We start from the raw sequence: 13243 nt of genomic DNA on the forward strand, positions 1-13243 counted from the left end.
ACCAGACAAAAAAGCCCTTGCAATTGGAATGTCTGCTCTTATAATTCGGCTCCCGTACAGTAGCGCAAGCAACCAAATGCTGTACGGTCTGTTTTCAGGTTTTGCGGGAATAGCTCAGTTGGTAGAGCACGACCTTGCCAAGGTCGGGGTCGCGAGTTCGAGTCTCGTTTCCCGCTCCAAAATGTTTGCTGATGACGTTCCGATGCGGGAATAGCTCAGTTGGTAGAGCACGACCTTGCCAAGGTCGGGGTCGCGAGTTCGAGTCTCGTTTCCCGCTCCAATCATCAGCACAGCCTCAAGACAATCCATGTTGCGGGAATAGCTCAGTTGGTAGAGCACGACCTTGCCAAGGTCGGGGTCGCGAGTTCGAGTCTCGTTTCCCGCTCCAATATGCAGTGCCGGAGTCACCGCGTTGGTAGAGCATGTTCAGTGCTTGCCAAGGTCGGGGTAGCGAGCGCGAGTCTCGTTGCTGGCTCCAAAAATATGTAAGTGATATTCCGATGCGGGAATAGCTCAGTTGGTAGAGCACGACCTTGCCAAGGTCGGGGTCGCGAGTTCGAGTCTCGTTTCCCGCTCCAATCACTTGCAGATGACATTCTGTTGCGGGAATAGCTCAGTTGGTAGAGCACGACCTTGCCAAGGTCGGGGTCGCGAGTTCGAGTCTCGTTTCCCGCTCCAAACAGTGTCCGGTAGATATGTGTAAGTGACATTCCGTTGCGGGAATAGCTCAGTTGGTAGAGCACGACCTTGCCAAGGTCGGGGTCGCGAGTTCGAGTCTCGTTTCCCGCTCCAATCACTTGCAGATGACATCCTGTTGCGGGAATAGCTCAGTTGGTAGAGCACGACCTTGCCAAGGTCGGGGTCGCGAGTTCGAGTCTCGTTTCCCGCTCCAATCTCTCTTCGAACCCTTCGAATTCAATCTCTCCCCCAAGTACACGAATCCAGTTTCTCAGTACCATCACTGCCGCGTCCTGTTGGTAGAGCATGATCCGCGCTTGCCAAGGCTGGGGTCGCGAGTTCGAGTCTCGTTTCCCGCTCCAATCTCTCTTCGACGTTCTCATAATCCCTTTGAATTGCCCATCACATCGCGCCGCGATGATTTGTCGTATCCGGCGTTTGCCTGATTTCTCTCTTCCCCGCACATCCCAAGTCATAAGACCAAAATGTATTGCTTGCTAATAGCCTCCCGGAGATCGGGCACAACCCTTTGCGGTCGGCTAACAGGCTTGGCAGGTCCTGAATGACAGACAGTGGCTCGGTATAAGTTAAAACCGGGGCATTTAACCAAAACTCATCATTTTGATTTATAGCGGCTGTGGCGGCCATAAGCGGCTTGCAGGTGGGGATGGCAAGTCCGGCAAGAGCTCTGCCGATCGAGGAGGGGAAATCGCGGGCAAAAAAATAGGAGGGGCGATGGCTCCTCCTACGGGTTCACTGGCGCTGGCTCAGATAACGGTGACGTTCTCGGCCTGAGGGCCTTTTTTGCCCTGGGTCACAGTGAACTGGACTTTTTGACCTTCAGCCAGGGTCTTGAAACCTGCGCTCTGGATGGAGGAGAAGTGAACGAAAACGTCCGGTCCCTGGGATTGCTCGATGAAGCCAAAACCCTTGGTTTCGTTGAACCATTTTACTTGGCCGGTGCGAATGTCAGACATGTGGTAAGTCCTATCTATAACAAAATGAAACTAAGCCTGGTTGGGCAGCATTTGCCTGGAAGTCAGGGGTTGAAGCATGACTGACCACGTCTCTTTGTCCCAGTAGCATGTAGCACAATCCCTGTCTAAAGCCTGACCGATTGTACTGGAGCCCGATCCCTTGTCAATTTGGCACTTTTCATTTTTTGAGCGAGCTAAAAGTATTGTGAAGTCAGCAGCTTGTTTCATGCTTCACATCAAAAAAAACGGGAGGCCATGGCCTCCCGTCTGCATAAGGGGGGGTGGTCGAGCCCCCTTATTCCTTGAGAGCGAACCCTTCCCCCTGGCGGTCGTAGCGGTAGCTGACCTGACCGAGAGAGCGGACCTCGACCCGCTGGATGCGGCGGCTGGTGTCCACCAGGATGAACACCGACTTGCCCGACTGCAGCCGGGTCAGCGGCCTGTCCGGCCCTTCGATGGCGATGAGCCGGCTGAGCTCGGCCCCCGGCAGCTCGAACTTGCGGAAGATGGAGTAGAGGGTTTCACCGGCCTGCACGTCGTGCTGCAACCAGGTGCCATCCACTTTTTCCTCGACGGGCTTGGCGGCCTGGGGCTCACCGGCGTTGCCGACGGTCAGGGCCTGGGCCGGCACGGCCAGGGGGACCGCCAGAGAGCCTGACGGCGCCGTGGTCGGGGCGGCGGGGGCGGGCTCCCAGGCCAGCACCAGCAGCCAGAGCGGGATCAGCACCAGCAACCCTATGGTGTGTTTGCGGGGCAGGGGGCTTGCCAGCTTGAACGAGGCCGCCTTCGGCTCCTTGTTGCGCTGACCCAGGCCACTCATACCCTGGCCGAGACGCTGGCGCAGGGGCAGGGTAGCCGCGTTGATACGTTGGAGCAGGGTTCCTTGTGATTCGTCTTGGCGACGCTGCTGGGCTCGTCTGTTATGGCCACGTGGGCGACGGTCCGGGGTGGGCACGGCATTTACCTCTCACTACATTGCCTGCCATCAGGCAAATATGCCGCCTATGGTAAACGGACTCGCCCCCGAGGGGGAGAGTCCGGAGCATGAAAATTATCAGCTGAGACGAAACTGACCCAACAATTGCTGCAAACGTTCCGCCGCCTGACGCAAGGCCTGACTGGCGTTGGCCGTGCTGGTGGCGTCCCTGGCGATGTCGTTGGCCAGTGCGCTGGTTTTTGACAGATTGCCGGAGACAGTCTCGGAAACCGAGCTCTGCTCCTCGGCGGCGGAGGCGATCTGGTAGGTCATGTCGTTGATGGTGGCGATGGCCTGGAAGATGCTGCCGAGGGCTGCCTCCGCCTGATCCGCTTCCCCCACCGCCTGATGGGTCAGCTGCTGGCTCTGCTGGATGGCGTTGACCGCGTTGGTGGAGCTGTGGCGGATCTTGTCGATCAGCTCCTGGGTATTCTGCACCGCCTGCTGGGTGTTGCCCGCCAGCTTGCGCACCTCGTCGGCCACCACCGCAAAACCGCGCCCCTGCTCGCCGGCCCGGGCCGCCTCGATGGCGGCGTTGAGCGCCAGCAGGTTGGTCTGATCGGCGATCCCCTGGATGACGGTGAGGATGCTGGTGATCTGCTCGCTGTCGTGAGCCAGCCCTTCCACCACTTCGGCTCCCTTGCCCGCCTCGGCGGCCACCTTGTGCATGGAGTGGATCACCCGCTGGAAGCGTACCTTGCCCTCGTCCGCCGCGCTCTGGGCCTGCTTGGCGGAGTCGGCGGTGTTGTTGGCGTGGGTGGCCACCTCCTGGCTGACGTAGGACATCTCCTGTACCGCGGTCAGCATCTGCTCCATCTCGGCCTGATGATGCTGCAGGTTGCTGTCGGTCTGGCCGGCGATGCGATCGGTATCCCCAGCGTGGCGATGGACCTCGCTGGCGGTCTTCTGCACATCCCCGAGCAGGGCCTGCAGCTTGTCGATGAAGCGATTGATGCCCCGGGCCAGGGCCCCCAGCTCGTCCCGGGAGCGGCTCTCCAGACGCTTGGTGAGATCCCCCTCGCCGTCGGCGATGTCATCCACCAGGCTCACCATCTGGCGGATGGGGCCCGTGATGCTGCGGGCAATGACCAGCATGGTGCCAAGGGCCAGCACCAGCACCAGCAGGGCACCGATGAGCTGCTGGGTCATGGCGGCGCGGTTCATGTCGGTGAGCTGGCGTGCCAGCTCGTCCGCTCCTGCCAGCACCACCTTGTAGGGCAGGGTGACGATGATGGCCCAGTTGCGGGCCATGCCGGGCACCGCGATGGGCACCGAGATGCGAAACGCGTCGGTGAGCTCCTGGCGCTGCACGTCCGGTTTGAGGTACTGCTGCCAGCCGTTGCCGAGCACCTTGTCGGCGCGGCTGCCGAGCAGGCTGGCGTCGCCGCTGGTACCGGTGATGACGCCGGCGGCGCTGACGATCAGGGTCTCCCCCTTGCCGTCATAGATGTTGCTGTTGAGGGACTGGGCCTGGCGGCTGATGGAATCCACCGCCAAATCCAGCGCGGCGATGCCCTTGAACCGGCCATCCACAAGGATGGGGGTGGTGATGGTGCTCACCAGCACCTGCTGGCCGTTGATGTCCACCTTGAAGGGGTCGATGAGGCAGGGGCGCCCCTCCCGTTTCGGGCAGGCGTAGTAGTCGTTGGCCGGGTTGCCGAACTCGTCCGGATCGCTCTTCTCGATGGAGAGCAGCAGGTCGGTGCCTATGCTCTCCTTGTCGCGATAGAAATAGGGAACGAAGCGCCCCTTGTCGTCACTGCCGAGCGCGCTCTGGCCGGCGAAGCTTTCGTCCTGGCCGTCGAAGCCGTTGGGCTCGAAGCCCGCGAAGGCGCCATAGAGCTGGGGCTCCAGGGCAAGCTGGGCCTTGAGCAGATCGGTGGCTTGCTGGCGATCCAGCGGCAGCTTGCCCTCCTGCTGGCGGGCGAAGACGCTGGCCATCTGCTGGGTGTAGGAGAGCCCCTTTTGCAGCAGCTGGGTGATGGTGGCGGCCTCGGCACGGGCGTTGGCGCTCACCTTCTGCCACGCCTCCTGTTGCAGGGCGGCGCGGCTGGAGTCGATGGTGAGCTGCTGGGTCTGCCGGCCTGAATACTGGTTGAGCAGGATCAGGATGACCAGGGCCGTGGTCATGGCGACACCGGCCAGTACCAGGATACGATTCTGGATAGAACGAAACTGCTTCGCGCGTTCCTTGTATCGTTGAGGGTTCGTTGACGGGGTGACTGAAGTATCGGCTGTGCGGGAGATCTCTCCAGCGACCTCGCCTAGCTAAGCGGGAAAAAAGGGAAAATTCTGAGACATCACTCTAAAACAGCGGTTTTTGCGTGAATAGACCCTATTTTCCCCTCTGCCTCGCCATGGTTTTCCCATCCGTCATTGTCGGTGCTAAAATGCGACGGTTTTTTAACGAATTGGCCCAAGGCCCTCTACACAAGGCTTAAAGATGAAAGTCAAAACCCGTTTTGCTCCCAGCCCGACCGGCTTTTTGCATGTCGGCGGTGCCCGTACCGCACTCTATTCCTGGTTGTTTGCAAAGAACCAGGGCGGTGAGTTTGTGCTGCGTATCGAGGATACCGATCTGGAACGTTCCACTCAGGAGGCCATCGACGCCATCATTGAGGGCATGGAATGGCTGGAGCTGAACTGGGATGAGGGCCCCTACTACCAGACCAAGCGCTTCGATCGCTACAACGCACTGATCGACGAGATGCTGGCCGACGGCCGCGCCTACAAGTGCTACTGCTCCAAGGAGCGGCTGGAAGCGCTGCGCGAAGGCCAGATGGCCAACGGCGAGAAGCCCCGCTATGACGGCAAGTGCCGGGATGGCGACCACGATCACCCGGCCGATGCGCCCCACGTGATCCGCTTCCGCAACCCGACCGAAGGCTCCGTGGTGTTCGATGACCACGTCCGTGGCCGCATCGAGTTCGCCAACACCGAGCTGGACGATCTGATCATTCGCCGTACCGATGGCGCGCCGACCTACAACTTCTGTGTTGTAGTCGATGACTGGGACATGGAGATCACCCATGTGGTGCGTGGGGAAGACCACATCAACAACACCCCGCGCCAGATCAACATCTACAAGGCACTGAACGCGCCGGTACCGGAGTTTGCCCACGTCTCCATGATCCTGGGTGACGACGGCGCCAAGCTCTCCAAGCGCCACGGCGCCGTCTCCGTGATGCAGTACCGCGACGACGGTTACCTGCCGGAAGCGCTGCTGAACTACCTGGTGCGTCTGGGCTGGTCCCACGGGGATCAGGAGATCTTCACCCTCGACGAGATGATCAAGCTGTTCAGCCTGGATGCCATCTCCAAGTCCGCCTCCGCCTTCAACACCGACAAGCTCTTGTGGCTGAACAACCATTACATGCGCAGCCTGGATCCGGCTTATGTTGCCAAGCATCTGGCCTGGCACATGGAACACCAGCAGATCGACACCAGCAATGGCCCGGTGCTGGCCGACGTGGTCACCCTGCTGGCCGAGCGCTGCAACACCCTGGTGGAGGTGGCGGCCCAGAGCCGCTACCTGTTCGAAGAGTACGAGGCCATCGACGAAGCGGCAGCCAAGAAGCATCTGCGCGGTGTGGCTGCCGAGCCGCTGGCTCTGGCCAAGACCAAGCTGGCGGCCCTGGAGACCTGGACCACCGAGGCGCTGCACGAGCTGATTGAAGCGACCGCCGCCGAGCTGGGTCAGGGCATGGGCAAAGTCGGCATGCCGCTGCGTGTGGCCGTCACCGGTCTGGGCCAGTCTCCTGCCATCGATGCCGTGATGGCGCTGGTGGGCAAGGAGCGGGTCCTCGCCCGCATCGATCGCGCCCTGGCGTACATCGAAGCGCGCATGGCCGCCGAGTAATTCAGAACGCCGGTACGGGCCAGTCCCCTGGCATCGCCGACGCCGTGATGGCGCTGGTGGGCAAGGAGCGGGTCCTCGCTCGTATCGACCGCGCCCTGGCGTATATCGAAGCGCGCATGGCCGCTGAATAAACATTGGCCATGGCATGAAAAGGGCTCCCTGACGGGGGCCCTTCGTATTTTGGCCTCAAGCGGATTTGCGACGTAAAACAGCGACATAGCGACGAGGTTGGCGGTAAAAACAGCTAACTGCCTGAATTTTGACTAAACGCTCCAGTGGGCGAGAATTTTGGGTTGACAGCAAAGCGGGTGATGCCTATCATGCGCCTCCGTTGCCAGAGATAACTTTGGTAGCGCCGAGGTGAGTTGGGGTTATAGCTCAGCTGGGAGAGCGCTTGCATGGCATGCAAGAGGTCCGCGGTTCGATCCCGCGTAGCTCCACCAAATTCTTCTCGAACAATCTGGAATCCAAGGGGTTATAGCTCAGCTGGGAGAGCGCTTGCATGGCATGCAAGAGGTCCGCGGTTCGATCCCGCGTAGCTCCACCAGGTTCCCGATTGACATGAAGTACCCAGGGCAGTGCGGTGTGTATCACCCAGGCCGACCTTTGTGGGGTTATAGCTCAGCTGGGAGAGCGCTTGCATGGCATGCAAGAGGTCCGCGGTTCGATCCCGCGTAGCTCCACCATTATTGAGGATGAATGGCCGCCAGAACCATTCATTGAGTACCGAATTTGGGGTTATAGCTCAGCTGGGAGAGCGCTTGCATGGCATGCAAGAGGTCCGCGGTTCGATCCCGCGTAGCTCCACCAAATTCAGAGTGATTCAGTGTCACTCACACACATCGGGGTTATAGCTCAGCTGGGAGAGCGCTTGCATGGCATGCAAGAGGTCCGCGGTTCGATCCCGCGTAGCTCCACCATCTTTCGCAAGAAAGCACCAAGGCCACCGCATTGCGGTGGCCTTTTTGTTTGCCTGTCATTTGGATTTCCCATGATCTCGCCCTTTGCATTTGTCTGGCAAATGGCGTTTCACCCTGTCCGCGAGGGCATCAGCGGCCCTGGCCGCCGCTGACGGGGGTGAGGGTGGGGATTGGCGCCGATGCCGCCATGGCCATGGCGCGGGCTGCACGATGCCATCCTCTGCCGCGTGGCGGTTGGCTCGTTCGGCAGCCTGCGATGGCGCTTCACCTTGTCCGCGAGGGTATCAGCGGCCCTGGCCGCCGCTGACGGGGGTGAGGGTGGAGATTGGCGCCGATGCAGCCATGGCCAAGGCGCGGGCTGCGCGATGCCATCCTCTGCCGTGTGGCGGTTGGTTCATTCGGCAACCTGCGGGATACGCTATCCGGCCCCTGGAGTCAGCACCGGGTTTCCCCGTCGGCAGGGTGCCAGCCCCCCGGGAAAGGGGTGAGACGGGGCAACAGGGCATTTATTAATCCCATGATGTGGCCCTTTGCATTTGTTTTTCAAATGGCCTTGGCACAAAAAAAAGCCCGCGATCATCGCGGGCTTTGCACCTGGCATCGAGGATGCCGCGTCTTAGCGACGGCGCCGCCAGGCGAGCGGCAACAGGGCCAGCAGCAGGGCGCCCATGGCGCCGCCACCCCCCTTGCTCGCTTCCTTGAGCTTGAGGTCGACGATGACGGGGTCGTGGTCCGAGGCGCTGAAGGGGTTGTCCGACTTGATGAGATCGCCGGTGTAGGCGCTGCCATATTCGAACAGGTTGCTCTCGAAGGAGTTGATGTGCCAGTCGGCCACCGCCACCACCTTGTCAGCCAGCGCCGGGTTGGCGAGGGCGTAGTCCAGGGTGCCGAGCTCGGCCTCGTAGCTGTAGGAGATGGCCTTCTCCTGGTTGAACTTGACGTTCAGATCCACCAGGCCGTAACCCTTGGCCACCGTCCGGCCCATCTGCTCATAGGGCTTGTCGCCGATGTAGGTGTGGGAGGCGGAGCGGATCTGGCGCTCCCCCGCGACCGGCGCATAGTCGGTCAGCACACGGATGGGATCCTCCTTGGCGTAGGAGTTGAAGTCCCCCACCAGCAGCACCTGGCCCGGCATCTTGCTCACCGCCTCCCCCAGCACCTTGGCGGCGCTCACCCGAAACTCGGTGCACTTGCCCTGCCGATCCGCAGGCTCCGTCTTGCCATCCCCGTTCTCATAGCAGCCCGACCCCTTGGACTTGAGGTGGTTGACCACCAGGGTCAGGGGGGCGTCGCTGCCCGCCACGGTGAAGCGCTGGACCAGGGAGTCCCGCTGACCGGCGCTCTTGGTGACGCCGCCCGTGGTGTAGCGCTGCTGGGGCAGGGGGATGACGTCGGCATCCCCGCTCGGGGTGAGCAGGGCGGGGCGGTAGATCATGGCCACCATGATGGCGTCGCCGCCAAAGAAGCGATCCTCCGTGAGCAGGGCCTTGGGCAGGGTGACGAAGGCGTAGTGCTTGCTCGCCTCCTTCTGCCTGGCGTTGAGGCTCTCCACCAGATCGTGGAGGGCGGCGTGCTCGTCAAAGCCGTTGTTCTCCATCTCCATCAGGCCGAGCAGGTCGGCGTCCATTTCGGTGATGGCGTTGACGATCTTGGCGCGCTGCAACTGGAACTCCTCCAGGCTCTTGGCGCCGCGGTTGCAACCCTTGGCGCTGTCCGCATCCGCCTGATCCGCACAGAGCACGTTGAGGGCGCCCCCCACGCTGGAGTGGCTGGTGAAGTAGTTGAGCACGTTGAAGCTGCCGATGCGAAGGTCAGTGCCATCCACGCGGGCCGGGGCGCTCTGGCGGTCGTTGTCGCCGGTGCGCAGCAGATCCCCCGCGGTGATGGTCTGATCCCGGGGCACGATAAGGCGGTACTCGTTGTAGCTGTAGCCGACCATGGCCTCCAGATTGATCGGGGCATCGCCGATGCGCAGGTAACCCTGCTCCGGCTCCCAGGCGGGCAGCCAGGGGAGCTTGCCGTCCCCCGCCTTGAAGTCCGACTCGAGGAAGACGCGGTTGCTGGCGTTGGCCTCGGCCAGCGCCACGGCCTCGGGGCTGCTCGCCACATGGCGCTGGGTCGGCTTCATCAGCGGGGCGCCGTGAGCGAGCACCAGGTTGTTGCGCCGCGCGGCATAGTCGTAGCTGAAGTTGCGGCTTATCTTGAGGGCGCTGTCGGCGTCAAGGCGCACTCGCATCCCTTCGTGACGCTCCAGGGCTCGGGCCAGGGTTTCCCCCTCCAGTACCCGCAGCGCCGTGGCGGCCGGGGCGGCGCCCTGGGCCAGGGTTGTCAGGCGCGGCGTGCTGCCGTCAAACAGGGGCTTGAGCTGGGTGTGGCCGTAATACTCCTCGACCTTGGCCTCCAGACAGACCAGGGCGCCCGGCTGGATGTCCGGGTACTTGCTGGCGAAGTTCTTGTCGTTGAGGTAGACGAAAATGCCGTCCGACGTCTCGGGGTTGCCGTCCCCCTGCACATCCAGCAGGTAGAAGCCCTTGTTGAGGCTTTCCCCCAGACCCGAGACTACTGCCTTGACCGAGACGCTCTGGGCGCTTTCGAACTGATCGTCCGGGACGAGGGGGCTCTTGTCGCCACTGCCCTGGATGGCGGGGATGGGGGTGAGGGCACTGTCGGCCGGGCAACTGAAGCCGGCGGCGTAGAGAGAGGGGGACGCGAGCGCGAGCCCCACGGCCAGCGACAGCAGGGTAGGTGTTCCTTTCATGGGTATTCCTTTTTTTATTTTTGCCAGTGTTTCCATAGCCTTGGCATCGTGGCCAAGGGTGCGCATTGTCACATTTCTGGCAGCTCTGACCAGTGAACCAACGCACATTATGAGGAGACAAAGGAGCCCATCTGCCATTTTTTGACGTGGCTAACAGTTTGATATTGATGATCTATTTGTCATCAGGTGGGAGCGAAAAGTGTGAGGCCGCCAGCATTCACATATTTTCCTTCGAGAATAAAGATTGAGCAGTGGTCACTTGCTTCCTATACTCGAGCCGTTCCTCACGGAACCCAGGCAAAGGGCAAACCGGCAGTGATGCCGGGACGCAAAGCCTCCGATCTGTCCCATCCGGGCCAGACAGCGGGGTTACCCGCGAATTCAACTTCGAAGTGCGACACTCGCCTATGCCGCCTGACAGTACTCTTCGAATACCTTGACAGGCTGCCTGAATCCGAGACATTTCCGAGGTCGTAGGTTGAGCCACTGCTCCGCTCTCCTGACATCCTCGTCCGTGACCTCTCTCAGGTCTGTTCCCTTTGGGATAAACTGCCTCAACAGCCCATTGCTGTTCTCGTTCAGACCGCGCTCCCACGAAGAGTAAGGGTGCGCAAAGTAAGTCTCGGCACCCAGCGCTTCCTCTATCGCCTTGTGTTCGGCAAACTCGCCGCCGTTGTCAAAGGTGATGGTATGCACCTGCTCGATGTAGGGCGTTAACATCTCGATTATCGCATCCCGCACCACCCCAGCCTGTTTACTCGCGACCCGCTTGACCAGATAGAGCCGGCTCTTGCGCTCCACCAGGGTGACCAGTGCACCTGTGCCTTGCTTGCCCAGCACCGTGTCCGCCTCCCAATCACCGAGCCGCTCCCGGCTATCGACGATAGCCGGCCGTTCATCAATAGAGCGGGCTTCCTTGATGGGAGAACGCAGGCTGCTCGCCCCCTTGCGGTAGCGCTTGTGGCCCTGGCGCAGATGGCGGTACAACTGGCCACCCCGGGCTTTGTCGGCGGCCACATGGCGGTATATCCACTCGTGACTCACCATGAGGCCTATCTGCTTGCCCACCGCGCTTATCTGCTCCGGGCTCCACCACCAGGCGAGTGTCAGCTCGACAAACTGGATGACATCGGCAGATAGCCGAGATTTGGCCGCACTGGCCCGTCGGTGGGTGGCGTGCTGATGCGCATTGTCTGGCTGGTAGCCCTGCGGCCCGGCGTTACGACGCAGCTCCCGGTAGAGGGTGGAGCGATGAACGCCAATGGCGCGTGCGGTGGCAAGGATGGACATCCCCTGTGCGCGAAGCACCGATAACTGGTATCGTTGCCCCTCGGTCAACTGCTGATAGCTCATGGTGATACTGCTTTTACTTTGGCGAGCAGAAGGGTACCACCAATCAGCAGTTGGCCACCTCTCGCCATTCATCCATGAGTGTCGCACTTATTATCTGAATTCCCGACCCAGGGTGACTTGAGGGTTTGTGGCCCGTCCATGGCCTGTTGTCGCTCCCTTGTTCCCTGTTGCGATTGCGCTTTTCCCGGCATTGAAGCCAAGACAAAACAAGGAAGATAACAATATGCAACAGATCTTGAGGCCCAGCAGGCTTGCCATGCTGGTCGCCCTTGCGGCCGTCCCTGCCTGGGCGCAGGCCGCTTACCCCGCCTATCAGGCCGGCACCGCCTACAAGGCTGGCGACATCGTCAGCAACGCAGGCGCCCTCTATGAATGCAAGGAATTCCCTTACTCCGGTTGGTGCGGCGCGTCCCCCTATCACTATGCCCCCGGGGTGGGTGTGGTCTGGGCCGATGCCTGGAAGCTGTATGGTGGCGAGGTGCCGCCACCGTCCCTGGTCGTCGCCATCGGCTCCCCCGCCGTGGGTGCCAGCGTCAGTGAGGGGGCCAGTGTGGCCCTGGCGGTGACGCTGAGCGGCCCGGTCACGGCGCTCGCCCGGGTGGAATACCTCATCGACGGCACCCTGGTCGCCACCGCCACGGCTTCTCCCTGGAGTGCCAGCTGGTCTGCCGCCGGTGCGGGCAATCACGCCCTCAAGGCCCGGGCGCTGGATAAAGACGGCAAGGTGCTGAGCGAGGCGGATTCGAGCTTCAAGGTCGCCGCCGTGGTGACGCCAGAGGCGCCCAGGGTGAGCATCGCAAGCCCCGCCGCCGGTGCCAGGGTGACCCTGGGCCGCGCCCTCACCGTGAGCGGCAATGTCACCGACGCCAATGACGACGTCGCCAAGGTCGAGCTCTTCGTGAATGGCCAGAAGGTTGGCGAGGACACCAGCGCCCCCTGGCAACTGAGCTGGACGCCCCAGAACAAGGGGCTGACCGGCCTCAAGCTGGTGGCGACCGACAAGACCAACCTCTCTGGCGAGTCGGCCCAGGTGGACGTGCAGGTGGAAGAGGCGGCCCTGCCCCCCACCGGCGGCAACCTCTCCTGTGACGTGCGCCAGATCTACCGCGCCGACGGCAGCGAGTGCATGGGGGATGACCACGGCCGCCGCGTCATCGGGTATTTCACCTCCTGGCGCACCGGCAAAAACGGCCTGCCCGCCTACCTGGTGAGCGACATTCCCTGGGACAAGATCACCCACATCAACTACGCCTTCGCGGCGGTGGACGAGCAGAGTCACACCATCAAGGTGGATGACGCCGCCACCAAGCTGACCTGGAACGGAGTGCCGAGCGCCGAGATGGATCCGGAGTTTGCCTATCAGGGTCACTTCAACCTGCTGTCGAAGTACAAGAAGCAGTACCCGGACGTGAAGACCCTCATCTCCGTCGGGGGCTGGGCCGATACCCGCGGCTTCTACGCCGCCACCACCAAGGGCGACTGCTCGGTCAACACCGCCGGCATCAACGCCTTTGCCGACTCGGCCGTGGGCTTCATCCGCCAGTACGGCTTCGATGGGGTGGATATCGACTACGAGTACCCCACCTCCATGAAGGATGCGGGCAACCCCAACGATTTCCCGCTCTCCAACCAGTGTCGCGGCAAGCTCTTTGCGAACTATGAAGTGCTGATGAAGACCCTGCGCAACAAGCTCGACAGCGCCGGTGGCTAATAACATCATGT

General features: G+C 61.6%; 6 protein-coding genes, 12 tRNA genes, 1 pseudogene and 1 riboswitch. Of the genes and pseudogenes, 14 read left to right on the forward strand and 5 right to left on the reverse strand.

Annotation, left to right across the window (positions count from 1 at the left end):
• The first annotated feature begins 103 nt into the window (after positions 1 to 103).
• From C3F36_RS15160 to C3F36_RS15190, 7 genes are all read left to right on the forward strand, one after another.
• Positions 104 to 179 (forward strand) — tRNA-Gly (locus tag C3F36_RS15160).
• Between the two features lie 25 nt (positions 180 to 204).
• Positions 205 to 280, forward strand: a tRNA-Gly gene (locus tag C3F36_RS15165).
• A gap of 32 nt (positions 281 to 312) precedes the next feature.
• A tRNA-Gly gene (locus C3F36_RS15170) sits at positions 313 to 388 on the forward strand.
• A gap of 114 nt (positions 389 to 502) precedes the next feature.
• Positions 503 to 578 (forward strand) — tRNA-Gly (locus tag C3F36_RS15175).
• 24 nt (positions 579 to 602) lie between these two features.
• A tRNA-Gly gene (locus C3F36_RS15180) sits at positions 603 to 678 on the forward strand.
• A 38-nt stretch (positions 679 to 716) separates the two neighbouring features.
• A tRNA-Gly gene (locus C3F36_RS15185) sits at positions 717 to 792 on the forward strand.
• Positions 793 to 816: 24 nt separating this feature from the next.
• Positions 817 to 892 (forward strand) — tRNA-Gly (locus C3F36_RS15190).
• 553 nt (positions 893 to 1445) lie between these two features.
• On the opposite strand, the gene C3F36_RS15195 is transcribed toward C3F36_RS15190, so the two are convergent.
• From C3F36_RS15195 to C3F36_RS15205, 3 genes are all read right to left on the reverse strand, one after another.
• On the reverse strand, positions 1446 to 1655 hold the full coding sequence (locus tag C3F36_RS15195; protein ID WP_005297820.1) for a cold-shock protein: 210 nt from the start codon (positions 1653 to 1655) through the stop codon (positions 1446 to 1448).
• A gap of 295 nt (positions 1656 to 1950) precedes the next feature.
• Positions 1951 to 2610, reverse strand: coding sequence for a LysM-like peptidoglycan-binding domain-containing protein (locus C3F36_RS15200; protein ID WP_010675484.1), 660 nt, complete (start codon positions 2608 to 2610; stop codon positions 1951 to 1953).
• A gap of 99 nt (positions 2611 to 2709) precedes the next feature.
• Entirely contained in the window at positions 2710 to 4761 is a 2052-nt protein-coding gene (locus C3F36_RS15205) for a methyl-accepting chemotaxis protein (protein ID WP_104455354.1), read from the reverse strand.
• 313 nt (positions 4762 to 5074) lie between these two features.
• On the opposite strand from C3F36_RS15205, the gene gltX reads away from it, so the two are divergent.
• The 6 genes from gltX (at position 5075) to C3F36_RS15240 (ending at position 7410) form a co-directional block, all read left to right on the forward strand.
• Positions 5075 to 6490, forward strand: coding sequence for a glutamate--tRNA ligase (gene gltX, locus C3F36_RS15210; RefSeq protein WP_104455355.1), 1416 nt, complete (start codon positions 5075 to 5077; stop codon positions 6488 to 6490).
• Positions 6491 to 6857: 367 nt separating this feature from the next.
• Positions 6858 to 6933, forward strand: a tRNA-Ala gene (locus C3F36_RS15220).
• A 28-nt stretch (positions 6934 to 6961) separates the two neighbouring features.
• A tRNA-Ala gene (locus C3F36_RS15225) sits at positions 6962 to 7037 on the forward strand.
• A gap of 63 nt (positions 7038 to 7100) precedes the next feature.
• Positions 7101 to 7176, forward strand: a tRNA-Ala gene (locus C3F36_RS15230).
• Between the two features lie 48 nt (positions 7177 to 7224).
• Positions 7225 to 7300, forward strand: a tRNA-Ala gene (locus tag C3F36_RS15235).
• 34 nt (positions 7301 to 7334) lie between these two features.
• Positions 7335 to 7410, forward strand: a tRNA-Ala gene (locus C3F36_RS15240).
• 616 nt (positions 7411 to 8026) lie between these two features.
• On the opposite strand, the gene C3F36_RS15245 is transcribed toward C3F36_RS15240, so the two are convergent.
• Positions 8027 to 10168 carry an ExeM/NucH family extracellular endonuclease gene (locus C3F36_RS15245; RefSeq protein WP_104455356.1) on the reverse strand — a complete coding sequence of 714 codons (2142 nt, stop codon included), beginning with the start codon at positions 10166 to 10168 and terminating at the stop codon, positions 8027 to 8029.
• A 293-nt stretch (positions 10169 to 10461) separates the two neighbouring features.
• A riboswitch (cyclic di-GMP riboswitch) is annotated at positions 10462 to 10545 on the forward strand.
• Positions 10546 to 10573: 28 nt separating this feature from the next.
• The gene (locus C3F36_RS15250; protein ID WP_104454191.1) at positions 10574 to 11521 is read right to left on the reverse strand and encodes an IS30-like element ISAs2 family transposase; all 948 of its coding nucleotides are present in this window, start codon (positions 11519 to 11521) and stop codon (positions 10574 to 10576) included.
• 256 nt (positions 11522 to 11777) lie between these two features.
• Between C3F36_RS15250 and C3F36_RS15255 the strand changes: the two are divergent.
• A pseudogene (locus C3F36_RS15255) lies at positions 11778 to 13226 on the forward strand (Ig-like domain-containing protein); the annotation flags it as partial.
• Positions 13227 to 13243 lie beyond the last annotated feature (17 nt).

The organism is Aeromonas sp. ASNIH2 (genome assembly GCF_002934795.1).
GTDB classification, from domain to species: domain Bacteria; phylum Pseudomonadota; class Gammaproteobacteria; order Enterobacterales; family Aeromonadaceae; genus Aeromonas; species Aeromonas caviae.

Excerpts from the sequence above, each read along its gene's own strand:
- C3F36_RS15195 (WP_005297820.1), bottom strand. The coding sequence starts at position 1,655 with ATGTCTGACATTCGCACCGGCCAAGTAAAATGGTTCAACGAAACCAAG.
- C3F36_RS15205 (WP_104455354.1), bottom strand. The coding sequence starts at position 4,761 with ATGACCACGGCCCTGGTCATCCTGATCCTGCTCAACCAGTATTCAGGC.
- gltX (WP_104455355.1), top strand. The coding sequence starts at position 5,075 with ATGAAAGTCAAAACCCGTTTTGCTCCCAGCCCGACCGGCTTTTTGCAT.
- C3F36_RS15245 (WP_104455356.1), bottom strand. The coding sequence starts at position 10,168 with ATGAAAGGAACACCTACCCTGCTGTCGCTGGCCGTGGGGCTCGCGCTC.
- C3F36_RS15250 (WP_104454191.1), bottom strand. The coding sequence starts at position 11,521 with ATGAGCTATCAGCAGTTGACCGAGGGGCAACGATACCAGTTATCGGTG.